Raw genomic sequence first — 24,253 nt, forward strand, 5'->3', positions numbered from 1 at the left:
TCAAGCACTTTTTTGAGAAGCTTTTGAAGTTTTGTGAACTTAAATCGTTCAGCAGTTTCTCGGTGCTAACCGGAACATTTGAACGTTCATTGGTTCTTTTCAAGGGCTTCCTGCTGGGACTTCAGAAGTCATTCTTTTGTCTCAGCGCTTGGCGCTCAAGTATAATACCACACCCCGGGGCAGTTGTCAACACTTTTTGACATCTTTTTTTAAAGAAAATTGAGTTTGCTTCATCCATATTGTGATTTTCCCCTCTCCCCATACAAAAAGGCCGTCCATGCACTGCACAGACGGCCTTGGGTCTATATATAACTACTTATATAATAAGCTTTTAGCGGATCTCGATGCCCAGCTTAAACTTCAGGTTGCCAAGGATCTTCTTGACCACGCGCTCCACTTCCTCAGCAGAGACTTCCTTCTTGGGATCAGACAGGGACAGGCTGAAGGCCATGCTCTTTTTGCCTTCGCCGAGGTTTGCGCCGCGATAGATATCGAACAGCTTGACCTCGCTGACCAGCGGGCTGGCCTTGCGGATGGTCTCCTCGATCTCGCCGCAGGACACAGTCTCGTTGCAGACCAGAGCCAAATCGCGCTTGACAGGTGCATAGGGGCTGAGGGGCTTATAGCGCAGCTCGCCCTCTACGCAGGACATCAGAGCCTCGTAGTCCAGCTCGCCCAGATAGATATTCTGGCTGTCCTTCTGCTCCTTGGCGATCTCCAGCTCGGCGTTGATCTCGTTGGCAAGCTTACCGAACACGCCCAGACGCTTGCCGTTGCAATACACAGCGGCGCTGATGCCGGGGTGCAGCCATGCGGCGGTCTCGCGCTTGTAATCAAAGGTCAGGCCAAAGCCGGCTGCCAGTGCTTCCAGCGCGCCCTTGACGGTGAAGAAGTCCTCCTCGGGGCCAAAGGCACCGATGCAGAGAGTCTGGCGCTCGTGGGGGTGCTCATTGATGGGCAGTTCCTTGGCCAGATAGACCGGTGCCATCTCGAACAGGCGACCCTCGGCGTTGCCCTTTTTCAGGTTGTCCACGATGACGTTCAGCATGGAGGGGGTCAGCAGGGTGCGCATGATGGACAGGTTCTCGCTGATGGGGTTCAGGATGCGGATGGCCTTGCGGGCTTCGTCCTCGGCGGGGATATGCAGCATATCCAGCTCAGCGTTGGAGTAGAAGGCCAGCGTGGAGGCCTCGTAGAAGCCCTGTGCAGCCAGCAGACGCTTGGTCTTGAGCTGCTGCTTCTGGTCGTAGTTCAGGCCGCCGTTGGTAACGGAGGCAGTGTTCAGGAAGGTGGGCACGATATGGTCGTAGCCGTACTCACGGATGACCTCTTCGGCCAGATCCGGGAAGCTTTCCACGTCATCACGGTACAGGGGTGCGGACACATCCCAGCTGCCATCGGCCTGCACATCCACGGTGAACTCCAGACGCTGCAGGATGTCGATCATGGTCTGGTCGGGCACGGTGATGCCCAGCACGGCGCAGATCTTGGCCGGGGTGGTGACGATGTGCTTGCGCTCCAGCGGGCGGCCATCGGTCAGATCGTATTCCAGCGTAGTGATATCACCGCAATCCAGCTGCTGGATCAGGTGCAGAGCGCGTGCCAGACCCAGCTGCGGAGAATAGCGATCCACGCCCTTCTCGTAGCGGGCAGAGGAATCGCTGTTCTGACCCAGTGCGCGGCTGGTCTTACGGACGCAGTCGCGGGCAAAGGTGGCGCACTCGAACAGCAGGCTGGTGGTGTTATCGTCCATGCCGGAGTTTGCGCCGCCCATGATACCGGCCAGTGCCACCGGCTTTTCGGCATCGCAAATGACCAGATTGTTGGGGTTCAGGGTGAATTCCTTCTCGTCCAGCGTGACGATTTTTTCGCCCTCGTGGGCGCGGCGCACATCAATGGTGCGGCCGGCGACCTTGTTCAGGTCAAAGGCGTGCATGGGCTGACCCATCTCCAGCAGGGTGTGGTTGGTAATATCCACCACGTTGCTGATGGAGCGCAGGCCGCACAGTGCCAGATGGCGCTTCATCCAGCGGGGAGACTCGCCCATGCGGATGTTGCGGACATAGTGTGCCATATAGCGGGGGCACAGCTCCGGTGCCTCCACCTTGACGGTGATGGGAGCGTCCGGCTCGCAGACAGCCTTGTAGTCCATGGCGGGCATGTGCAGGGGCTTGCCCAGAACCGCAGCCACCTCGCGGGCAATGCCCAGAACAGACTGGCAGTCCGGGCGGTTGGCGGTGATGGAGATATCAAAGATGTAGTCATCCAGACCCACCACGGGGGCGATGTCGGTGCCAGGGACAGAGTCCTCGGGCAGGATGAGCAGGCCGTAGACCTCAGAGCCCGGGAACAGGTCATCGTTCAGACCCAGTTCTGCGCCGGAGCACAGCATACCGTTGGACTCCACGCCCTGCATCTTGCGGGCCTTGATGGTGATGCCGCCGGGCAGAGTGGAGCCATCCAGTGCGGTGGGCACGCAATCGCCCAGCTTCATGTTGGCGGCACCGGTGCTGATGCGGATCTCATGGCCGTAAGCGCCGCAGTCCACCACACACTTGGTCAGGTGGGTGCCCTCCTGCTTTTCCATCTCCACGATCTTGCCGACGACCACCTTGCTGATGCCAGCATCCAGCGGGATGAGCTCTTCCACCTCGAAGCCGCAGGAGAACAGCTTCTCCTCCAGTTCCTGTGCGGTAACATCGATATCAACGAATTCTTTTAACCAACTGAAAGGTACTTTCATTGTTTGTTCTCTCCCCTCTTATTCGTGGAACTGCTTGAGGAACTGCAGATTGTTCTCGAACATCAGACCGATGTTGTTGATGCCGTATTTCAGCATGGCGATACGCTCGATGCCGATGCCAAAGGCGAAGCCGGAGTACTCGTCCGGGTCAATGTTGCAGTTCTCCAGCACCTTGCGGTTGACGACGCCGCCGCCCAGAACCTCGATCCAGCCGGTGTGCTTGCACAGGGGGCAGCCCTTGCCGTGGCACTCGAAGCAGCTTACGTCCACCTCCACGCTGGGCTCGGTGAACGGGAAGTAGGAGGGACGCAGGCGGGTGCGGGTGTCGGCACCGAACAGCTTCTGCACGAAGGTGTTCAGTGCGCCCTGCAGGTCGCCCAGCGTGATACCCTTATCCACGACCAGACCTTCCATCTGGTGGAACATGGGGCTGTGGGTAGCGTCCGAGTCAGAGCGGAACACGCGGCCAGGGATCAGCACCTTGATGGGCGGCTTCTGGCTGTCCATGGTGCGGATCTGACCACCGGAGGTCTGGGTGCGCAGCAGGAATTCATCGGACAGATAGAAGGTATCCTGCATATCGCGGGCAGGGTGATCCTTGGGCACGTTCAGGCGGGTGAAGTTGTGGTCGTCATCCTCGATCTCCGGGGCATCCGCCACGGCAAAGCCCATACCGGAGAACACGTCGATGATCTGGTTGGTGACCAGCGTCAGGGGATGCAGACCGCCCACAGAGCGGGTCTTGGCAGGCAGGGTGATATCCACCGTCTCGGCGGCGTTGCGGGCAGCAAGCTCTGCCTGCTTCACAGCCTCGGCGGCGGCATCGTAGTCTGCCTGCACCTTCTGCTTGAGTTCGTTGATGATCTTGCCCATGGCGGGACGCTCTTCCGGCGCAACGGTGCGCAGATTCTTCATCAGGGCAGGGATCTTGCCGTTTTTGCTGAGGTATTCCTGCCAGAAGGAAGCCAGCGTCTCCTTGCTGGACACCTGACCAAGGCTTTCAGCGGCCTGCTTGGCCAGCTCATCGATCATTGCTTGCATGGATTTTCTCTCCTTTATTCTTTGTGTTCATGGAGCGGAGTATAACAAAAAAGCTCCGTCCCCTGCCCGACTGCTCAGGCAAAAGGGACGAAGCTGTGACTATTTCTGCTCCGCGGTACCACCCGGTTTCCGTCCGCACAAAGGCAGACGGCGCTCAAACGCCGTAACGGGGCGCAACCGTCCTGTGCTAATAGATGCGTCCGCATCGTTCGCGCAGACCGCTCGGGAGCGAACTTCAGCCCCTGCCGCACATGGAAGCCCTTTCAGCCGGTGAAGCTTCTCTCTTTGCCGTGCAGACAGCGCCTACTCTCTCCGTCGCTGCGTTTGGTATTATGATAACCAAGAGTTATGTTACCACATTTTGCGGCGGTTTGCAAGCCGTAGAGCGGTTTTTATTTGCCGGAGCTGCGTTTTGTGCCTTCTTTTCGGTCAGGCGGCAGGCCTCGCAAGCGGTCATACAGCAAACTGCAAACACCAGCAGGGCGCAGTCTGTCGGCACGCGACGCATGGGCACCACCCGGCTGCACAGGGTATTGAAGCTTTCCACTGCGTCTTGCGGCAAGCCCAGATAAAACAACGCCAGCGACAGCGGCAGATGCAGCACCCTGCCCCACAGCAAGGAGCGAAGCGAGACCTCCGGCGGGCAGAGGGTGCGCACTTGCAGCAGCACCGAAGCGCCCTGCACGCTGAGTGCGGCGCAGCACAGCCCGCTTGCCCACAGACCGGTGCGGGCAGCGTAGTCGCAGCCGGAGCACACTTCCAGCAGCATGGCGGGAAAGGGCGCAAACTCTGCTGGCAGCAGCAGCCCGCAACCTGCCGCCAGCAGTCGGAAATATAGCACAAAGCCGCATAATTTCAGGTAGGTCACCGCCGCCTGTGCAAGGATGGCATCCAGCGCGGGCGGCGGTGCTGTTTGCGCGGCAGCGGGCGGCGCGGGCAAAGGCTCCGGTATGCCGCGGACACGGCAGAGCAGCGCCGCCGTCAGCCAGCCCGCCAGCACCTGTGCGGCAAACAGGCATATCCCGGCTGTGCGGCTGCCCAGCAGCTGCTCCCCTACCGTCAGGATGACAAAGGATGGCCCGGAGCAGATGCAAGCGGGCAGCAGAGCTGAAGCTTCCTGCGGGGTCAGCTCCCTGCTGCGGACTGCCTCGGCAGCTGCGGCGGCGGCAGGGGCAAAGCCGCCCACAAGTCCGATGAGCAGCACACTGCCCGCGCTGCGGCTGCGCAAGCCGATACAACGCACCACCGGCCAGAGCAGCACCCCCAGCACCTCGCCCGCACCGCTGCGCATGATGAGCGCCGACACCACCAAAAACGGAAACAGTGACACCAGCAGCGGCCCACCGCAGAGTGCAAGACCCTGCCGCAGAGCTGCCGCACAAGTCTGCGGCGCAGCAAATACCAGCAGCGCCGTGGCTGCACCCAGCAAAAAAAGCCCCGGATACAGCGGTTTGCAGCTTTTACTCATAAGCATGCCCTCCCCCTCCATATATATGGAAGCATGGGCTGTGCAATGTACAAGGCGCGGGACGGGAGGGACAAAGATGGCCAGAGCACACCACGACCGGCGCATCCCGGGCGACTGGCTGCGTGGGCTGTTCCGACAGCCGCCGCCCGGGTTTTACAGCCGCCCTGCCGTATACCTGAGCGGCGACCGGATGGAGATAGAGCATTTTTGCACGGTGTTGTTTTTTGATGAAAACAGGCTGTGTCTGCGGCTGGCGAAGGGGCGGTTCACGGTATACGGCAGCGGGCTGCGCATCTGCACCCTGACCGCCGCCCGGCTGACGGTGCAGGGGCAGTTTTTGCGCACCGATTTTTCCGATGAATAGGAGGCCGCCATGGAAGCTGCAAGCCTTTGGGCCGGAGTGCGCTTTACCGCCCGGAACGGCAGCCCCGAGGCGCTTTTGACCGATGCCGCCGGGCAAGGGTTGCATTTATATGGCATTTCTTCCTTGCCCGGGGGCTTTTGTGCCCATTGCGCAGCATGGCAGTACCGGCGGCTTGCAGCCCTTGCCCGGCACAGGCGGGTGCGGCTGCGGGTGGAAAAACGGAAAGGGCTCTATTTTTTGCTGCGTCCGCTGCTGCGGCGCAAGGGGCTGTGGGTAGGGCTGGCAACATGGGGGCTGGTGCTGGTCTGGCTGCAAGGGCTTATATGGGCGATAGACTACAGCAGCCTGACCACCGGGCAGCAGGCGCGGGCGAGTGCAGTGCTGCGCAGCTGCGGTTTGCAGCCCGGCACTGTCGTAACCGAAGAGCTGTTGCGCACCGGAGAATATGCCCTGCTGGAAAGCGGCGAGTTCTCGTGGGCAAGCCTGAATTTTGAAAAAGGCCGGCTTGCGGTAGAAGCCGCCCCTGCCCATGCACGGCCGGAAATCGCCGCAGGCACCTTACACGGGCTGCGGGCAAAGTGCAACGGAACGGTTCTGCGTACAAATCTTGCCAGCGGAACCATGCTGGTAGTGCCCGGGCAGACTGTGGAAGCCGGACAGGGGTTGATTGGCACGGCGCGCAGCGAGCGGGACGGCACCTTGATCTTTGCCCCGGCGGCAGGCACGGTAGTGGCACAGCTGGAATGGGAGACAAATCAAAGCATTCCGCTGGCAGAGACTCTGCCGCAGCTGACCGGCGAAAGCAAAACAAATTACCGGCTATTTTTCGCGGGGCACTCTGCCGCGCTTTCGCCCTCCGCACCCGATGGGGATGGGCTGTGCCGCACCCGGCATCTGCAATTAGAGGTTTTTGGTCTGCCCCTGCCCTGCGCGGTGGAGGAGACCACCTATTACGGGCAGCGACAGGAGACGCTGTACCGCACCGAGGCACAGGCGCTTACGCTGGCACGGTTACAGGGGCTGCGGGCGCTGTACGATGCTTTCCCGGATGCCGACATCCTCGCCCGCCGGGAGACATGCACCGTGCAGGAGGATACCCTGCACTACAATGCGGTGTATACCGTGGCGGCAGATATCTGCACATAACAAGCAGCAAGATTATTTACAGGTCTGGAAAATCTGCGGATTTTCCAGACCTGTCTTTTCACGGGAGGGAGTGTGACGGAAAACGGCAGCTGTAAAAGCAACTCGATTCGGAAACGCAGAGTCAAAAAAGGCGGCTGCACACAACTGCGCAGCCGCCTTTTGAAAAGCGGATTTTTTATTGTACGGGATGTTCGGCTTCAGCGGCCTGTGCGGCCTGTGCATCGTACTCGGCAAGCAGAGCGTTCAGGTCGTACTGATACTTACTGTGGCAGAAGTGGCACACCACCTCACAGGTGGGGTCCTCGTCCCGCATACGCACAAGCTCTGCACGGCCAAGGCTGAGCAGCATCTCCTTGGTGCGCTCGGCGCTGCAATCGCACTGGTACTGCACCGTGCGCTCGTCCAGCACGTTGGGGGTAAAGCCGGCCAGTGCCAGCTGCATCATGTCCTCGGGGGTCTTGCCCGCATGGAGCAGCTCGGTGACAGAGGGCATGGCGTTGATGTTTTTTTCCAGCTGGTCGATTTCGGCATCGGTAGCACCGGGCAGCAGCTGCACCATAAAGCCGCCTGCGCAGAGGATGGACAGGTCTTTGTCCACCAGCACGCCCAGCGCCATCACGGTGGGCACCTGCTCGCTGTACGCATAGTAGCTGGTCAGATCCTCAGCGATCTCGCCGGATACCAGCGGCACCTGCCCCACCGTAGGCTCCTTTTGCAGGCGGTTGTCCCGGATAACGGTCAGCACGCCGTCCTTGCCTACGGCAGTGCCCACGTCCAAGTGGCCATTGGCTTTGGCGGGCAGCTCCACCAGCGGGTTATCAATGCAGCCCTTCACGTTGCCGGTGCCGTCGGTGCAGGCAATGAGCACGCCAGCAGGGCCGCCGCCCGCCACACGCAGGGTGATGCGGTCGCGGTCGTCCTTGAGCATGGAGCCCATCAGGGTAGCACCGGTAAGCAGACGCCCCAGTGCCGCGCTGCAAGTGGCGCTTGTGGTGTGAAGCTTTTCTGCTTTACGGACGATCTCGGTGGAATCCACACCGCAGAACACGACACCGCCGTTCTCGGACAGGCCGCGGATCAGGTTTGCCATAGGTTATCCCTCCAGTTGTGTATACTGTTTTGTTGCGCAGAAGAAGTAGCGCTGGCTTTCTTCGGTCAGCGGGCCAAAAGTTTCACCATCGCAGACTGTTTCCAGCGCAAATCCGTGCTTTTCCAGCGATGCACGAATAGTATCCAGATCATAGGTATACTCGCAGAATTCCTCGTGGAAATGCTCGCCGGTCTCGTGACAATCAATGTCCACCGTGATCTCCACCTTGCGGTCGGCGGCGTTATAGTGGTTGCGCCACACGCAGGAGGCATCCTCTTCCTCAAAGGTAAATGCGTTATCACCCAGAACCTTCTGGTGCTTATAGGGGGTGTTCATATCAAACAGGAACACGCCGCCTTTTTCCATAAAAAAGCCTGCATTGGCAATGGCGGTATCCAGATCCGGGATGTGGTTGAAGGTATCAAAGGTGGATACCGCCGCCCGGATGGTACCGTAGAGATCCAGCTTGAGCAGATCCTGCCGGAGCAGCAGCAACCGACCGGAAAGCCCCAGCTGCTCGGCCTTATCCCGTACCACGCAGAGCATCTCTTCCGACTGGTCGATGCCGATCATATCGTAACCCGCCTGTGTCAGCATCAGGGTCAGTTCCCCGGTGCCGCAGCCAAGGTCGGCCACAATGCCGTCATGGATGCCGTGGGCTTCCAGCTTTGCATGGATCTGGCTGTACAGGGCGTCATAGTCCGCTTCGCCGTTGAATTCATCGTAGAAATAGGCAAATTCGTTGTAAGCCATCGCGTTACTCCGCTTCCTCGTTTTCCGCAGCCACTGCGGCGTTGAGCACCGCTTGCAGCTCCGGGATGCCGTAGCCGTTTTCGCCGCTGGTCAGCACCACCTTCTGGCAGCCGTAGGGGCGGCAGATGTTTTCAAAGTCCTCCTGCGTTTTGGCAAGCTGGCTTTTTTTCAGCTTGTCTGCCTTGGTCAGTGCCACCACATAGGGGATGCGGTGGTAGTGCAGATAGCGCAGCATTTGCAGGTCGTCTGCGCTGGGGGCGTGGCGGCAGTCCAGCAGCTGCACCAGCAGGGTGTGGTGGCGGGGTGCCTCGAAGTAGCTGTTGATGAGGTCATCCCAGCGCTCGCGGTCGGCGTTGCTCACTTTGGCGTAGCCGTAGCCCGGCAGATCCACAAAATAGCAGTCATCCACCGAATAGAAATTGATGGTAGCCGTTTTGCCCGGCGTACTGGACACGCGCGCCAGATTTTTGCGGCTGCACAGCTTGTTGATCAGGCTGGATTTGCCCACGTTGGAGCGCCCCGAAAAGCTCAGCTCTGGGCGGTCACTTTCGGGCAGCTGGCTGGAAATGCCATAGCTGGCAATAAAATCAGCTTTATTGAAGATCATGGCGTGTTCCTTTCTGTTATTTCAGCAGACAGCGCCCGGCTGGTTCTTCTCAGGCGCGGCAGGGATGCGGCTCTCCCCTGCCTTGGACTTTTTGGTGCGGGGACGGCCTGCGGTGCTCTTTGCTGCCTTCGGCTTGAGCAGGGCAGCGGCCAGCACCTGCGAAAGGTTCTGCATGGGCAGGAAGGTCAGATTCTTCTTGACCTCCTCGTCCACGTCATACAGATCAGGCTCGTTATCCTTGGGGATGAGCACGGTCTTCATACCCTCACGGTAGGCAGCCATGCTCTTTTCCCGCAGACCGCCAATAGGCAGCACATTGCCGTGCAGGGTGATCTCGCCGGTCATGGCTACATCGCCGCGCACCGGCACGCCGGACAGGCAGGACACCAGAGCCGTGGTCAGGGTGACGCCGGCACTGGGGCCGTCCTTGGGCACAGCGCCCTCGGGGGCGTGGATGTGCAGATCGCACTTTTTCAGCCGCTCGGGGTCGATGCCGTATTCCTCGGCGTGGACACGCACCCAAGTGACTGCCAGCTGTGCGCTCTCCTTCATCACATCGCCCAGAGAGCCGGTAACGGTGATCTTGCCGGTGCCGTTATCCATGACCTGCACCTCGATGGGCAGGGTCTCGCCGCCCACACTTGTCCACGCCAGACCGTTGGCGATGCCCACGGCGTTGGTGCGGTTGAGGAAGTCCGGCTTGACGATGCGGGGGCCAAGCAGCTCCTCCAGCATGGTAGCGGTAACAGCTACGCTCTCCACCTCGCCGGCAGCGATCTTGCGGGCGCACTTGCGCAGCACGCTGGTGATGGTACGCTCCAGATTACGCACACCGGCCTCGCGGGTGTAGCCATCGATGATGCCGTAGAGTGCGCTCTGGTTCATAGTGACCTTGCCGGTCAGGCCGCAGGCCTTAAGCTGCTTGGGCAGCAAGTGCTTGCGGGCGATGTTGTATTTTTCCACGCGGGTGTAGCTGGGCAGCTCGATGACATCCATGCGGTCGCGCAGCGGGCCGGGGATGCTGCCCAGATCATTGGCGGTGGTGATAAAGAGCACATGGCTCAGATCAAACGGGATATCAATGAAATGATCGTTGAAGGTGCTGTTCTGCTCCGGGTCCAGCGCCTCCAGCAGAGCTGCCGCCGGGTCGCCCCGGAAGTCCCCTGCCAGCTTGTCGATCTCGTCCAGCAGCATCAGGGGGTTGGAGGACTTGGCGGTGATCATGGCGCTGATGATCTTGCCGGGCATGGCACCGATGTAGGTACGGCGGTGGCCACGGATTTCGGCTTCATCCCGCACGCCGCCCAGACTGATGCGCACATACTTACGGCCAAGGCTTTCGGCGATGGAGCGTGCAATACTGGTCTTGCCAACACCCGGAGGGCCGACCAAGCAGATGATCTGTGCCTTCACATCCGGTGCCAGCTTGCGCACGGCAAGCATTTCCAGAATGCGGTCCTTGACCTTTTTCAGGCCGTAGTGGTCCCGGTCTAAGATCTGCTGGGCGCGGTGGATATCCAGATCATCCACGGTCATGGTGTTCCACGGCAGATCCAGACAGGTATCCAGATAGGTACGGATGACCGTGGCTTCCTGATTGCTGCTCTGCATCCGGGACAGGCGGTCTACCTCCTTGAGCAGCTTTTTCTCGCTGTCCTCGGCAAGGTGCAGCTCCCGGATCTTGCGGCGGTAATCATCAGCTTCGGCGTGGGTATCATCCCCCTCGCCCAGCTCATCGTTGATGATGTGCAACTGCTCGTGCAGGTAGTAATCGCGCTGGTTCTTGTCCATGGACTCGTTGACCTTTTCCGCGATCTCCTTTTCGATCTTCATCACCTGACATTCACGGCGCAGCATCTCCACAAGGCGCTGCAAACGGCCGTTGAGGGTATTCTCGTTCATGACAGCCTGCTTGTCCTCATAGCGGAACAAGAGGTTTGCCGGCATATACTCGGTGAGGAACATAGGGTCATCGCTGGAAACGATGGTGAACACCACGTCCTTTGCAAGGCGCGGGTTCATGCCCAGATACTCGTCAAAGCCAGTCTTGAGGGCGCGGAGCAGTGCTTCGGTCTCCACAGCTTCTTCGGGCTTCGCGGCACGCACCGGAGCGGAGCGCACGGCAGACAGCAGAAAATCGCCGGTGGTATCCAGCTCGGTCAGCTTGGCGCGATACTTGCCCTCTACCAGCACCTTGACCAGTTCGTCCGACACGCGCAGCACCTGCTTGACCTCGGCTACTACGCCGTAGGTGTACAAGTCCTGCTGGGTGGGTTCACTGGTCTCCATCTCCTTCTGGGCAACCAGAAATACATTGGAGTTATTGGCCATGGCCCACTCCACGGCAGCAATGCTTTTTTCCCGCCCGACTTCAAAATGAACAAGGTTGTTGGGGAACACCACCAGCCCGCGCAGTGCGATGGTGGGCAGATGGAGTTCCTTACGCTCGACCTTGATGGTAACTTTTTCAGACATATACAAACACCTCCCGACTGCCGCTCGAGTTTCCATGCTGCGGCAGCGCTATCTTTTGGGGTCTTTTTGATAAAAATACAGTTGTTTCCTTATTATACAGATTTCCGGCCAAAATGCAACTGCCCTGCCGAAATGGTCGGTCAATCGGGGCGGTTTTCGTGGGTATTGAAGCCCATTTTGCCCAGCGCGGGCAGCAGCGCACGCAGCGTGACCGAGGTGAGCGCGCCCATGACAAGCCCCAGCACCAGCATGACCGGCGCGTAGTACAGCGACAAGGACGAGGAGATGATGACCCCTGCGCCCAGCAGCTGCCCCACGTTATGCGCCAGTGCGCCGCAGACCGACAGGATGAACCATGTAGGGCGCACCGGCAGAAGATAATACAGCACCCACATCACCGCAAGGGACAAAAGCCCGCCGCACAGCGAGAGGAAGCCCGCCGTGAAGCCGGACACCAGAAAGACGAACAGCGCCTTGAGCACATCCAGCACCAGTGCCTGCCGGGGACCCATGAAGAACAAGGCGTACATGACCACGATGTTGGCAAGCCCCAGCTTCATGCCCGGCAAAAGCCCGGGGATGACCAGCGTACCCTCGATGAAGGAAAGCGCCATGGCCAGCGCAAACAGCAGACCGGACAGGGCGATGTGCCGTGTTTTTTGATAGTTGCGGTGATTTTTAGGCATAGAGGATACGCTCCTTTATTCTTCGGGCTGCTGCGTCTGCTCGTAGGCTTCCTGTTCTTCCATGGCGGCTTCCCATGCGGCAAAAAGTTCCTCCTGATGGAAGCGCAGGTCGCTCAGTTCATCGCTTTTCTGGCGCAGCAGGTCGGGGTCGTTGTAAACCTCTGGGGAGTTGATCTCGTTGTCCAGCTCTACCTCCCGTGCGCCGCAGGCTTCCATCTCGTCCTCGCATGCCTTGATCTTGGCGCGCAGCTCGGCGCGGCGGCGGCGCTGCTCCTTGCCGTAGCCGGTCTTGGCGGGCTCGGCAGCCTTCTGGGCAGCCTGCACCGGGGCGGCACGACCCATCAGGGCATCGTAGCTGGGGTAGAGCACTGCCTTGCCGTCCTCAAGGTAGAGGATGGGACAGGCCAGACTGTTCATCAGGTGACGGTCGTGGGTGACCAGCAGCAGGGTGCCGGTATAGGCCATCAGCGCTTCGGTCAGGTTTTCGCGGGTATAGATGTCCAAGTGGTTGGTGGGCTCGTCCAGAAACAGCAGGTTCGGACGTTCCAGCACGATTTCTGCAAAGCGCAGACGCGCCAGCTCGCCGCCGGACAATGCTTCGCAGGGCTTGAACACCGTATCGCCCCGGAAGCCCAGCTTTGCAAGGTGGCTGCGCACCTCCAGCTCGGTCATGCGGGGGTACTTGTTCCAGATGACATCAATGACTCTGCCCTGTCCCAGACGGTTCTGCTGCTGGGCAAAAATGCTGGGTCGTGCCCCGGTGCCCAGCCGCACCATGCCGCCGGAGGGGCGGCGCTTGCCGTCCAGCACCTGCATCAGGGTGGATTTGCCTGCACCGTTGGGGCCGGCAATGATAAGACGCTGCCCGCGGCAGACCGTATAGGTAAAGGGTTCCAGCAGAGTGCGCTCCCCGATTTTGATGCTGAGGTTTTTCAGCATCACCAGTTCATTCCACGGCTCTACGTCGTATTCAAAGCGAAATTTCAGCTGGTTGGTCTCGTCCTTGGGTGCCTCGGTGATCTCCAGCTTTTCCAGCTGCTTGCGGCGGCTCTGTGCCATTTTGGTGGTGGAGGCGCGCACAAGGTTGCGGTCCACATAGTCCTGCAGCTTTTCAGCCAGTGCTACGTCGGCATCGTGCTGCTTTTGGCGCAGGGCATCGGCAGCTTCCTTCTGGGGCAGGTAGACCGAGAAGTTGCCCTTGTAGGTGGTCATGGTCTGGAAGGACACCTCCCAGATCTTTGTACAGACATTATCGAGGAAATAGCGGTCGTGGCTGACCACCAGCACCGCGCCGGAATAGCCCTTGAGGTAGTTTTCCAGCCATTCCATGGTGGCAAAGTCCAGGTGGTTGGTGGGCTCGTCCAGAATGAGGACATCGGGCTTTTTCAGCAGCAGCTTTGCCAGACGCAGCCGCGTCAACTCGCCGCCGGAGAGCACTGCAATATTCTTTTGCCATGTATCCTGCGCAAAGCCCATGCCGGACAGCACCTTTTTGATGTTCACGTCCATATTGTAGCCATCGGCGGCATCCACGATATTCTGCAGGGCATCGTGCTGTGCCAGCAGGTCGGCATTGTCCGGCTGGGCAGCCATGCGGCGCTCCAAGATCTGCATCTGCGCCATGGCGTCCAGCACCGGAGCAAAGGTGGCGCGCATCTCGCCGTAGATATCCAGCGTAGCATCCAGCTTTGCATTCTGCTCCAGATAGCCCAGCGTCACCCCATGGGTCACGCTGAACTCGCCCTCGTAGTCCTGATATTCGCCGGTAAGGATCTTGAGCAGAGTGGTCTTGCCCGCACCGTTTTGTCCCACGATGCCGATGCGGTCTTCCCGCTCGACACTGGCGGTCACATCGTGCAGCACTACTTTTTCGCCAAAGGTCTTACCCAGTTTTTCTAAATGTATCAGCATAGTTTTGATCCGTTATCCGTTCTTTTCAGTTACACCATAGGTTTCAGCACTGGTGGCGGCGGTTCTTCAGGCCAACGTTGGCCAGTTCCTCCTGCTCCATCACCAGCGGATACAGCTCTTCCAGACTGGCGATCTCGTAGGTAGGGATCACCTTGCCGGGGTTCTCGGCGTGGTTTGGGTTGTACCAGCAGGTATCCAGCCCGGCGTTGCTGCCGCCCTGAATATCACTGGGCAGGCTGTCGCCCACCATCAGGACGTGCTCCCGGTTCTCCACACCCAGCGCGCGCAGGGCGGCATCAAAGATGCGGGCATTGGGCTTTTCGCAGCCCATTTTCTCAGAGATGAACACGTCCTCCATAAAGTTCATCACGCCGCTTTCTGCCAGACGGCGGGTCTGCACCTTCTGCGCGCCGTTGCTGACGATGGCCAGCGTTGCCACCTCCGAAAGCTCGCGCAGCACGTCCAGCACCTCCGGGCTCATCAGATCCGGGTGGGTGGACAGCTGCTCCAGATAGAAGCGGTTCATCTCCACACCGTCACCGGCGGCATTGATGGCCTTTAAAAAGCGGCTGAACCGCTCGCCGAACAGCTTCTCGCGGCGGATCTGGCCTTTTTCCAGCTGCCGCCACAGTTCCTCGTTGATGGTGCGGTAGGTCTGCACGGTCTCAGCATCCGGCTCGATACCGTAGTTTACCAGCGTTTCGGCCAGCGCCTTGTTTTCCGCTGCATCAAAGTTGAGCAGTGTATTGTCCGCATCGAACAGGATGCAATAATATTTTGCCATAGTATCTCACTTTCTTTTCAGCATTTCCCACTTGTGTATCAACAGGGAGAAGCCAGCCCCACCCCCGGCAGAGCTGGCTTCTCGTTATTCAGAAACGATTTCATACGCAGACCGGTCTGTTTGTGCCGGGGTGTTGTCCGGGCACAGCGTCTTTCCCTCGCAGGGCGTCAGACCGCATTTCTGCATTTCTTCCTCCAATGCGCTGTTATCCACGTTTTCCCAGTCGGTATCGTAGTAATCCACGCTGCCGTTGGTCACGTCGTTCTCCCCGGGCAGGGAGGGTGTGCGCATTTCTTGCCAGTACATAGGGCTCCACCTTCCTCTCACGCCAGCCTATGCGGCGCGGGCGCGGAATGTGCCCTTAGTTAACAGCTTCCTTGCTGGCGCTGGCTTCGGCCTTGGAGGACGCGGACTTTTCCTCTTTAGAGGTTGCCGGTTCATCTTCCTTGGAGGAAGCCGTGTGCTCCTGCTTAGAAGAAGCAGGTTTTTCCACCTTGGAGGAGGAGCTGCTCTGCGAAGAAGAAGTGGGCTTTTCTACCTTAGAAGAAGCCGCAGAGGAGGCGGGCTTCTCTACCTTGGAGGAGCTGCCGGTGCTTTCAGAAGTACCGTTCGAGGAGGAAGAAGCGGGCTTCTCCTCCTTGGAAGAGGCCGGTTTGTCCTCCTTAGAGGAGGCAGACGTTTCGTCCTTGGAAGAAGCAGGCTTATCCTCCTTAGAGGACGCACCGGAACTGCTGGTGCTGCTGGACGAGCTGGACGGTGCACCGCTGACCGTGAGTTCCAGCTTGTTGCTGGTCACAGTGCAGTCGTTATAGCTGGCGGTGGCGTACACCCGGAATTTGCCGCCCAGCATGGAGGGGTCTACCTCGCCCTTTATGGTGGTCTTGCCGGCAGCCTGTGTCACCTCGCTGCCATTGACATACCAGCGGATGCTGGAAGCATCCAGATACTTGCCCTTGAGGGTAGCTTTGAATGTGTAGGAATCCCCCAGCGCAGCCTTGCCGCTGCTGCTGATCTGGATAGAGGCTGCCGCAAACACAGCTGTCACATCCACGTTCTGGTCAAAATTGGTATCCGTGCGGGTGCGCTTGGTCACGCCATCGCTCCACTTGACGAACACATAGCCGTCCTCCGGCACTGCGGTAACAGTAACAGTCTGGGCGGCGCTGGTCACCTTGACGGTAAGAGACTTGCCGCTCTCGTTGCCGCAGGTCAGGGTACCGCCGCCGGTTTTATCTACACGGTAACCGGCCTGATACTCCGTTTTTTCCTCAACAGCCGAGGAAGAGACTTCCTCCGAGCTGCTGGGTGCTTCCACGGCAGAGCTGGGGTTAGCGGTATACTCGGCGCGGGTGGGGATGTTATTGGTGTCCGGGCGGCGATCCTCGGTCTCATAGGCGTGGGTACGCAGATACTTCAGCAGCACCTTCAGACCTGCGGGCTTGAGGTGGATGTCCCCGCTCTGGTAGTAATCCACATTGCCGTAGCCGTTGGCGTCCTTGAGCGCCTCGGCAGAGTTGAGGAACTTGACGCCCAGCTGCTCGCACATGGTCAGCAGTGCCATATTGAAATCATCAATACGGGTCTGGTCCATGTTGGGGTAGTTGGAGTGGTTGGACGGGACCGGCGGCACCGTGTTGACGATGATATCGGTATAGGGATAGCTGGCCTGAATGGCCTGCACCAGCGCGGTGTAGTTGCTGATAAAGTCCTCGGTATTCATGCCGTTATCGTTGGTGCCCAGCATGATGACCACCCGGCGGGGCTTCATTTTTGCCACTGCCTGTGCGATGGTGTAGCGGTTATCGTCCCGCTTGAAGGTGACGATGCCCTCATGCAGGGCGGCGCTGGTGCCAATGCCCTCTTTTGCGCAGAACTGCTGCAATGAGATCAGACCGCTGGCGTACAGACGCACCGTGTTGGAATCGCCGATAAAAAGGGTCTGCTCCTGATAGGCGTCACCAGCATCAGAAGTCCCGGTGAGCAGTGCGCTGGAGGTCTGGTTGATCTGGTAGTGGTCGGAGATATCCTCCTCCCCTTCCGGGGCGGGCGCGGGGGTAATAATAGAAGAATCCCCCGGCTGCTCCGTCGGGTTCTTGCCCCGCTTGAGCATGGTAAGGGTGATGCCGATGGTCAGCAGCGCCGCCAGTGCACACACGATGCACACCAGCACCGCCTGCTTCTGCATCGGGGTCAGTGCCTGATTCTCCTTTTGGTTATTGCTTCTCATATTCTATCCATTCTCCTTCCGAAGGAATGAAACTTCCTGTCATACCCGGGCTGCCAGCAGCCGGTCGGTAAGGTCGGTGCAGCTTTCGGCCAGCAGCACCGGATGGAAGGGTTCCAGCTCTTCCCGGCTGCCGTAGCCATACAGCACACCGGCAGCATCCAGACCGCAGTCGGCAGCGCCCCGCATATCATCGTTACGGTCGCCCACCATCAGCACCCGCTTGCCCTGCAAGGCGGGCTGGCTGAGCACATAACGCACGACCTCGGTCTTGGTGTCCCGGCTTTCGTCCATAGAGGCGCCACCGATAAAATCAAAATACTGTGCCAGCCCCTGCTCTTCCAGAATGGGGGTGACCACCTTGGTGGGCTTGGAGGTGGCAGTGCACAGGAGAAAACCCGCGTCTTTCAGGGTTTGCAGCATCTGCAGAACGCCCGGGAACACGGCACACTCGTGACTGCCCTTCACTGCGTAACTCGTGCGGTAAAGATCGGTAGCTTTTTCGATCAGCGCCGGGTCGGTGAAGTGCTCGCCGAAGCTTTTGCGCAGGGGCGGGCCCAGATAGCGGCGCAGGTTAATGCCGGATACATCCACACCCATGGTGCAGAAAACCTCTTGCAATGTATGAATGATACCGGGGGCTGAATCGATCAGCGTCCCGTCCACATCAAATAGGATCGCATCATAATGCAGCAATGTTTTATTCCTCGCTTTCATGGTGATACATCCAATAGTATAGCACAGATTTGATACATCAGCAATTCCAACAAAAGATTTTTCTGTCTCTTATGCAGAATTTTCCTAAAAAGGGAGGCCGCTGCGCCGTATTTTGCACAGCAGCCTCCCTTGCGGCAGCGCGGGGCAGCACAATGCCGGGCAGCCCGCGGGCTGCCCGGCATTGCATTTTCACGGATCAAATTGCAGCAGAGACCGTCCCCTGCAAAAGCGTTACTGCGCAGGTGATGGGCAGCTGCTGTCCCCCGGAACATAGAGGTTGTTGGAGATGAACTCCAGCTTATCCTTGAGCACCAGCTCAAGATTTGCTACGGCGTGCACCATGTTGGTAGCGGAGTCGTTCACCTCCAGCAGCTTGCAAAGATCCAGACCGTCCAGATCCATGGCTTTCTGCATCTTCCGGCTTTCGGCACACAAAATGTGGCTGAGCGCCGTTTCCTGCAAGGCAATGCTTTCCATCAGGTCCACGACAGCCTGATCCAGACTGACCTTGGGCATTTCCGGGCACTGAGAACGGGTACAGGGTGTATCGATCATCATAGGGCAAAACCTTCCTTTCCGGTCGTGTGCCCTATCCTATGCTGCGGCGGGTACGGCTGTTACTGCTTTTCTGCCTGTGCGCGCACCTTCTCAATGGTGTCGCGGTAGCCGCCGGAGCCGTACTGGATGCAGCGGTTGATGCGGCTGATGGTGGCAGTGCTGATCTCCACCGCCTTGACGATCTGCTCGTAGGTGGCACCGTCCAGCAGCAGCTTTGCCGCCTGTAAGCGCTGTGCCATATCCGAGATCTCCTTTACAGTGCACAGATCCTCAAAAAAAGCGTAGCACTCTTCCCGGCTCTCCAGACTGAGGATGGCGTCAAAGAGCGCATCCGTCGTCTCGTTTCTTCTGGAATTTTTTTCAGCCATTGTTTTTCTCCTTATTATAACAGCGGCGGCAGCTGACAAGCCAGACTGTGCTGCCGCGCGGGATATTCTGCACGCTATTACTTTAGCACTTCAAAGTGTGAAAGTCAAGACCTGTGAGTGAATGGTTTTCAATTATAGACGTGTTTAGTTTTATTCTCTTCACACATGAAAGAAAATCACCTAAAAATTATTCCCGGAAAATGGCTTGAATTGGCGCATCCTCTGAACTTGTGACGAAAATATTGACAATTGATGAAAACGGGAATAAAGTAGGACACAATCATTCAGCAAATGCAAGGAACAGGACATGATCTTCTGCATCACCCTCTTTCAGCGAGCCGCTTCTCGGGTGAAAAAGCGGCAGTCAGGAGCAGAGGACCCTCGCCTGCGAGCAGCCTGTGTGAACCGGGTTTTGTGCCCCTTAGTAGCACGGTGCCGTCCAGCCCACGTTATCGGGCAGCATGGTCGGTGTACCATGCGTGGGAGAGTGGCTGTTTTAACACAGCAAGCGAAGTGGTACCGCGGAGTATTGCTCCTGCCCTGGCAGGCGGGAGCAGAAGCCTTCGTCTTCGGAGCGTGGCCGGAACACCGGTCATGTGCTGAGGACGAAGGTTTTTTACGCTCCGGGAAAGTACTTTGCCGGACGGCAGTCTATCGTTCCGAACCTGTTGCAGAGTGAAAAAAGGAAAGAGGTAGAAATCTATGAATACGCTGGTCATCGTATTGATCGCAGCGGTGTGCCTGTTTGGCGCTTATGTGCTTTACGGCCGCTGGCTGGCTAACAAATGGGGCATCGACCCCGCAGCCAAGACCCCGGCTGTCGTCCACGAGGATGGCCGGGACTATGTGCCCACCAATGGCTGGACGGTGTTTGCCCACCAGTTCAGCTCCATTGCCGGTGCAGGCCCTGTTACCGGTGCCATTCAGGCCGCAGCCTTCGGCTGGCTGCCGGTGCTGCTGTGGGTGCTGCTGGGCGGTATCTTCTTCGGCGCTGTCACCGACTTTGGTGCCCTGTATGCTTCCGTTAAGAACGACGGCAAGAGCATGGGTATGCTGATCGAAAAGTACATCGGCAAGACCGGCCGCAAGCTGTTCCTGCTGTTCTGCTGGCTGTTCTGCGGCATCGTTATTGCCGCCTTTGCGGACATGGTTGCCGGCACCTTCAATGCCTTCGGCGCAGACGGCGCAATGGTCGAGGCCGCCAAGACCAACGGCGCTGCCGGCATGGTGTCCATCATGTTCATGGTGTTTGCCGTTGTCTTTGGACTGCTGCAGAAGAAGTTCAGCTTCTCCGGCTGGAAGGAAAGCGTTATCAGCATCGTGTTCATCGTGCTGTCCTTTGTTATCGGCGCAAACCTGCCCCTGATCCTGGGCAAGGCCGCTTGGAGCTACATCACCTTTGTGTACATCTTCTTTGCTGCCGTGCTGCCCATGTGGCTGCTCAAGCAGCCCCGTGACCACATGACCACCTTTATGTTCGTGGCCATGATCGTGGGTGCTGTGGTTGGCCTGCTGGTGGCACACCCCACCATGAATCTGCCTGTGTTCACCGGCTTTACCAACGAAAAGCTGGGCACCATGTTCCCCATCCTGTTTGTCACCGTGGCCTGCGGTGCAGTTTCCGGCTTCCACAGCCTTGTTTCCTCCGGTACTTCCTCCAAGACCGTTGAGAACGAGAAGGATATGCTGAAGGTCGGCTACGGTGCCATGATCCTTGAAAGCCTGCTGGCTGTTCTGGCTCTGTGCGTTGCCGGTGCCGCCGCAGCTGCCGACGGCACCCCTGCCGCTGGTACCCCGTTCCAGATCTTCAGCCGCGGCGTTGCCGGTTTCTTTGAGATGTTCGGCGTGCCCGCTTACGCTGCCACCGTGTTTATGACCATGTGCGTTTCCGCACTGGCGCTGACCAGTCTGGATGCCGTGGCCCGCATTGGCCGCATGAGCTTCCAGGAGCTGTTCAGCGTGGACGACATGGAGCACGCTGAGGGCTGGCGCAAGCTGTTCTGCAATGTGTACTTCTCCACCTTCATCACGCTGGTGTTCGGCTTTATCCTGACCAAGATCGGCTACGCCAACATCTGGCCTCTGTTCGGTTCTGCCAACCAGCTGCTGAGCGCACTGGTGCTGGCTACCCTGTGCGTGTTCCTGAAGGTGACCGGCCGCAGCAACAAGATGCTGTTTCCCCCGCTGATCATCATGCTGTGCGTCACCTTTACCGCATTGGTGCAGCGCCTGATCGCTATGGTCAAGGCCATCAGCACTGCCGCCTCTGTCACCATCCCTGCCGGTGAGACCACTTGGGGCGCTGTGTTCATCGCAAACGGCCTGCAGCTGATCCTTGCCGTGCTGCTGATCGTGCTGGGCCTGAACATTGTGTTCCATTCCCTCTCCGCTTACAAGAAGGCTGAGCACAACAGCGAAACTAAGGTCTGATTTTAACCCTACCATTCACAATCCTGTTTTCAATAAACAAAATGCCGCTGACGATGCACAAAGCCGTCAGCGGCGTTTTGTTTTATTCCGGCAGTTCCATTTCATGTTCCATGGGTACAAAGCCGAACTTTTCATACAGCGGCCTGCCCATTGCGGTTGCTTCCAGCGAGATGGCCGTCACCCCGCGCCGGTGCGCATCCTCCACCAACCGGGTCAGAATGCGGGTCGCAATGCCCTGCCGCCGGTACTGCGGTGCGGTGTACAGATTCATAAGGTAGGCTTTCTGACCGGTGGGGTTATGGACGGTAGGCATGACCTGAAAATAGCTCACGGCGCCGGTGCCTGCCAGCGTTTCACCGTCCCAAAGGAGATACGCCGTGTGGGTGTTCTCGGCAAAGGCCTTCTTGTAATAGGTCCGTGTCTGGCTCTCCACCTCCGGCAGCGGAGTATCTTCCGGCAGCTGATTGGCTGCCCGCAGCACCCGGCAGCGCACCGCTACCAGCAATTCCAGCTCTGCCAGCGTGGCTTTCTGTTCGGTAAGGTTCAGCAATTGTGTTCCTCCCAGCTTTGCAGAGCGGCCAACTGGGTCTCGGTGTGGAACCAGTGCTCCCCGCCCTCCAGAATGGTCAGGTGCGCCCCGGTCTGCTGCCGGAACCGCTCCATAGCGGTGTGCCCAGTAAGGGGGTCCGTATCGGCATAGAGCACCTGTGTGGACACTTTCCAGTGTAGCGGATGTTCCCGCACCCAGCACAGATACGGCCACGAGAGGGTTTCCCCCATGGCGGTGGGGATTTCTCCTGCCGCGTGCAGCTGCTCCTCCGTTACCCCTGCCTGCTGCATCAGGTCAAGGATCAGCTTTTCCATATCCACCACCGGGGAGACAAGCAGGGCCTTTTCCGGCGTTTGCGTCTGCAACGCCTGCATGGCAAACCACGCACCGATGCTGACCCCGTACACACGAATCTGCTTCCATACCGGCTGCATCCGGGCATAGACCGCTTGCAACTCCCGGGTAACCACCCACGGCACCAGCTTTTCCGGGCTGTTTTTTCGGGTGCCGTGCTCCGGCAGATCGACAGCCAGCACCTGCCAGCCTGCCGGGCAAGCTGTGCGGGCAAAGCGGGCAGCCTCGGCTGCGCTGCCGTTTTTGCCATGGACATAGAGATAGACCTTACGGCTGCGCTTGCCGTACAGGACAGCCGGAATGCCTGCAACCTCGAGCTTGATTTTTTCCATAACGGCTCCCTCCTGTTCTGGGGGCGTATTGCGCCCTGTTTTCTCTATGATAGCACAAGCAGAAGCCAAACACAAACAGGAAAAAGTTGCTATCATCCTTATTGCAAAAACGATTTTGAATGGCCTCCGCTGCCGCTCTGGCCATTGTTCAAGGAAAGTATATTTTAATATTTGAGGTTCTGAAACGCCTGCGGGCGTTTCAGAACCTCTTTTTCACAGAAGGGGTCGTAACTGGAAACGGCTGCTGTTACCTCTTACGTCCTCTCCCGTGAAAATGGGATAACGGAGCGTCCGCAGACGCTCCGTTATCCCGAAATAATAAATCATAATTCCGCTGAATATGGCTAAAGCGCAGCGGAGGCCATTAAAATCGTTCTGCACAAAAAGAGCCACCGCACAGACTTGTGCGATGGCTCTTGGGTAGTGCTTCAGTTTTTGCTTAGCCGAAGATGTTGATCAGGATACCAGCAGCAACGGCAGAACCGATAACGCCGGCCACGTTGGGGCCCATGGCGTGCATCAGCAGGAAGTTGGAGGGGTTCTCGCTCTGGCCGACCTTCTGGGAAACACGAGCGGCCATAGGCACGGCGGAAACGCCGGCAGAACCGATCAGGGGGTTCACCTGACCGCCGGTCAGCTTGTACATAACCTTGCCACACAGCACACCGGCTGCGGTGCCGAAGGAGAAGGCAATCAGACCCAGCACGATGATGAACAGGGTGCGGGTGTTCAGGAAGGTGTTTGCACTGGTGGTGCAGCCAACAGACAGAGCCAGGAAGATGGTGATGATGTTCATCAGCTCATTACCGGCGGTCTTCTGGATACGGTCCACAACGCCGCACTCCTTCATCAGGTTGCCCAGCATCAGCATACCGACCAGAACGGCGGCATCGGGTACGATGAGGGAAACGATGATGGCGACCATGATGGGGAAGATGATCCTCTCGGTCTTGGAGACAGTGCGCAGCTGCTTCATGACAACCGAGCGCTCCTTGGAGGTCGTCATCGCCTTCATGATGGGCGGCTGAATGACGGGCACCAGTGCCATGTAGCTGTACGCCGCCACGGCAATGCTGCCCAACAGCTCAGGTGCCAGACGAGAGGTAACGAAGATAGCGGTGGGGCCATCGGCACCGCCGATGATAGAGATGGCAGCGGACTGCTTCTGGGTGAAGTCTACCAGACCGGTAGCGGCCAGCAGACGGGCACCCATGTAAGTACCGAAGATACCAAACTGTGCGGCAGCGCCCAGCAGCAGGCTCTTGGGGTTGGAGATCAGGGGTGCAAAGTCGGTCATGGTGCCGATGCCGAGGAAGATCAGCGGCGGGTAGATGCCCAGCTTAACACCCATGTAGAGCATGTCGGCCAGACCGCCGTTGTTCAGGATCTCGACCCACATGGGGTGCTCCAGACCGTCACCAACGAAGTACTGCATGTGGATGATGCCGCTGCCGGGGAGGTTGGCAAGGATCATGCCAAATGCCATGGGCAGCAGGATCAGGGGTTCAAATTCCTTGACGATGGCGAGGTACAGCAGAAAGCAGCCCACGCAGATCATCACGGCATACAGCCAGCCGCCGGGCTGGCCAAACTGTGCAAAGCCGGAACTTTGGAAAATACCGACCAGAGTATCAATAAACTGTGTCATGCTC

The 24,253-nt window shown here is 58.5% G+C and carries 21 protein-coding genes; 3 read left to right on the top strand and 18 right to left on the bottom strand.

What is annotated here, in order from left to right; translation table 11 throughout:
- Positions 1 to 331: 331 nt before the first annotated feature.
- The 3 genes from pheT to DXB44_RS00020 all read right to left on the bottom strand — a co-directional run bounded on the left by pheT (position 332) and on the right by DXB44_RS00020 (position 5,252).
- Positions 332 to 2,743 carry a phenylalanine--tRNA ligase subunit beta gene (pheT, locus tag DXB44_RS00010; RefSeq protein ID WP_118657308.1) on the bottom strand — a complete coding sequence of 804 codons (2,412 nt, stop codon included), beginning with the start codon at positions 2,741 to 2,743 and terminating at the stop codon, positions 332 to 334.
- 18 nt (positions 2,744 to 2,761) lie between these two features.
- Complete coding sequence (pheS, locus tag DXB44_RS00015; protein WP_118657309.1) at positions 2,762 to 3,784, bottom strand: phenylalanine--tRNA ligase subunit alpha; 1,023 nt, start codon at positions 3,782 to 3,784, stop codon at positions 2,762 to 2,764.
- 346 nt (positions 3,785 to 4,130) lie between these two features.
- Positions 4,131 to 5,252, bottom strand: a complete 1,122-nt coding sequence (locus tag DXB44_RS00020) for a hypothetical protein (protein WP_118657518.1) — start codon at positions 5,250 to 5,252, stop codon at positions 4,131 to 4,133.
- Positions 5,253 to 5,328: 76 nt separating this feature from the next.
- Here DXB44_RS00020 and DXB44_RS00025 point away from each other — a divergent pair, with 76 nt between their 5' ends.
- Both DXB44_RS00025 and DXB44_RS00030 read left to right on the top strand, forming a co-directional pair.
- A complete protein-coding gene (locus tag DXB44_RS00025) occupies positions 5,329 to 5,616 on the top strand; it encodes a YabP/YqfC family sporulation protein (protein ID WP_199680532.1) in 288 nt (95 codons plus the stop codon).
- A gap of 9 nt (positions 5,617 to 5,625) precedes the next feature.
- Positions 5,626 to 6,762 carry a sporulation protein YqfD gene (locus DXB44_RS00030; protein ID WP_118657310.1) on the top strand — a complete coding sequence of 379 codons (1,137 nt, stop codon included), beginning with the start codon at positions 5,626 to 5,628 and terminating at the stop codon, positions 6,760 to 6,762.
- Positions 6,763 to 6,937: 175 nt separating this feature from the next.
- Here DXB44_RS00030 and hslO read toward each other — a convergent pair whose 3' ends face one another.
- From hslO to DXB44_RS00095, 12 genes are all read right to left on the bottom strand, one after another.
- Positions 6,938 to 7,852, bottom strand: coding sequence for an Hsp33 family molecular chaperone HslO (gene hslO, locus DXB44_RS00040; RefSeq protein ID WP_118657312.1), 915 nt, complete (start codon positions 7,850 to 7,852; stop codon positions 6,938 to 6,940).
- A 3-nt stretch (positions 7,853 to 7,855) separates the two neighbouring features.
- Positions 7,856 to 8,605 (bottom strand): class I SAM-dependent methyltransferase, encoded by a 750-nt coding sequence (locus tag DXB44_RS00045; RefSeq protein ID WP_118657313.1) that lies wholly within the window; start codon positions 8,603 to 8,605, stop codon positions 7,856 to 7,858.
- Between the two features lie 4 nt (positions 8,606 to 8,609).
- Positions 8,610 to 9,212, bottom strand: coding sequence for a ribosome biogenesis GTP-binding protein YihA/YsxC (gene yihA / locus DXB44_RS00050; protein WP_005924021.1), 603 nt, complete (start codon positions 9,210 to 9,212; stop codon positions 8,610 to 8,612).
- A gap of 21 nt (positions 9,213 to 9,233) precedes the next feature.
- Positions 9,234 to 11,687 carry an endopeptidase La gene (gene lon / locus DXB44_RS00055; RefSeq protein ID WP_118657314.1) on the bottom strand — a complete coding sequence of 818 codons (2,454 nt, stop codon included), beginning with the start codon at positions 11,685 to 11,687 and terminating at the stop codon, positions 9,234 to 9,236.
- 140 nt (positions 11,688 to 11,827) lie between these two features.
- Positions 11,828 to 12,373: a Gx transporter family protein gene (locus tag DXB44_RS00060; protein WP_112121756.1), complete on the bottom strand. Its 546-nt coding sequence runs from the start codon at positions 12,371 to 12,373 to the stop codon at positions 11,828 to 11,830.
- Positions 12,374 to 12,388: 15 nt separating this feature from the next.
- A complete protein-coding gene (locus DXB44_RS00065; protein ID WP_118657315.1) occupies positions 12,389 to 14,284 on the bottom strand; it encodes an ABC-F family ATP-binding cassette domain-containing protein in 1,896 nt (631 codons plus the stop codon).
- Between the two features lie 43 nt (positions 14,285 to 14,327).
- Positions 14,328 to 15,068, bottom strand: a complete 741-nt coding sequence (locus tag DXB44_RS00070; protein WP_097779779.1) for a YjjG family noncanonical pyrimidine nucleotidase — start codon at positions 15,066 to 15,068, stop codon at positions 14,328 to 14,330.
- Positions 15,069 to 15,152: 84 nt separating this feature from the next.
- Positions 15,153 to 15,374: a hypothetical protein gene (locus DXB44_RS00075; RefSeq protein WP_055185204.1), complete on the bottom strand. Its 222-nt coding sequence runs from the start codon at positions 15,372 to 15,374 to the stop codon at positions 15,153 to 15,155.
- 55 nt (positions 15,375 to 15,429) lie between these two features.
- Positions 15,430 to 17,295: an SGNH/GDSL hydrolase family protein gene (locus tag DXB44_RS00080; protein ID WP_118657316.1), complete on the bottom strand. Its 1,866-nt coding sequence runs from the start codon at positions 17,293 to 17,295 to the stop codon at positions 15,430 to 15,432.
- Between the two features lie 39 nt (positions 17,296 to 17,334).
- Entirely contained in the window at positions 17,335 to 18,009 is a 675-nt protein-coding gene (locus tag DXB44_RS00085) for an HAD hydrolase-like protein (protein WP_097779776.1), read from the bottom strand.
- Between the two features lie 231 nt (positions 18,010 to 18,240).
- On the bottom strand, positions 18,241 to 18,567 hold the full coding sequence (locus DXB44_RS00090) for a hypothetical protein (RefSeq protein WP_097779775.1): 327 nt from the start codon (positions 18,565 to 18,567) through the stop codon (positions 18,241 to 18,243).
- A 59-nt stretch (positions 18,568 to 18,626) separates the two neighbouring features.
- Complete coding sequence (locus DXB44_RS00095; RefSeq protein WP_005923988.1) at positions 18,627 to 18,935, bottom strand: YerC/YecD family TrpR-related protein; 309 nt, start codon at positions 18,933 to 18,935, stop codon at positions 18,627 to 18,629.
- A gap of 702 nt (positions 18,936 to 19,637) precedes the next feature.
- On the opposite strand from DXB44_RS00095, the gene DXB44_RS00100 reads away from it, so the two are divergent.
- A complete protein-coding gene (locus DXB44_RS00100) occupies positions 19,638 to 21,365 on the top strand; it encodes a carbon starvation CstA family protein (protein WP_118657317.1) in 1,728 nt (575 codons plus the stop codon).
- 82 nt (positions 21,366 to 21,447) lie between these two features.
- Here DXB44_RS00100 and DXB44_RS00105 read toward each other — a convergent pair whose 3' ends face one another.
- The 3 genes from DXB44_RS00105 to DXB44_RS00120 all read right to left on the bottom strand — a co-directional run bounded on the left by DXB44_RS00105 (position 21,448) and on the right by DXB44_RS00120 (position 24,249).
- Positions 21,448 to 21,915, bottom strand: a complete 468-nt coding sequence (locus DXB44_RS00105) for a GNAT family N-acetyltransferase (protein WP_347561767.1) — start codon at positions 21,913 to 21,915, stop codon at positions 21,448 to 21,450.
- Positions 21,909 to 22,601 carry an alpha/beta hydrolase gene (locus DXB44_RS00110; protein ID WP_118657318.1) on the bottom strand — a complete coding sequence of 231 codons (693 nt, stop codon included), beginning with the start codon at positions 22,599 to 22,601 and terminating at the stop codon, positions 21,909 to 21,911. The genes DXB44_RS00105 and DXB44_RS00110 overlap by 7 nt, the downstream gene beginning before the upstream one ends.
- A gap of 439 nt (positions 22,602 to 23,040) precedes the next feature.
- Positions 23,041 to 24,249 carry a sodium ion-translocating decarboxylase subunit beta gene (locus DXB44_RS00120; RefSeq protein ID WP_117948527.1) on the bottom strand — a complete coding sequence of 403 codons (1,209 nt, stop codon included), beginning with the start codon at positions 24,247 to 24,249 and terminating at the stop codon, positions 23,041 to 23,043.
- Positions 24,250 to 24,253 lie beyond the last annotated feature (4 nt).

Source organism: Faecalibacterium sp. OM04-11BH (assembly GCF_003482185.1).
Lineage (GTDB): Bacteria > Bacillota > Clostridia > Oscillospirales > Ruminococcaceae > Faecalibacterium > Faecalibacterium tardum.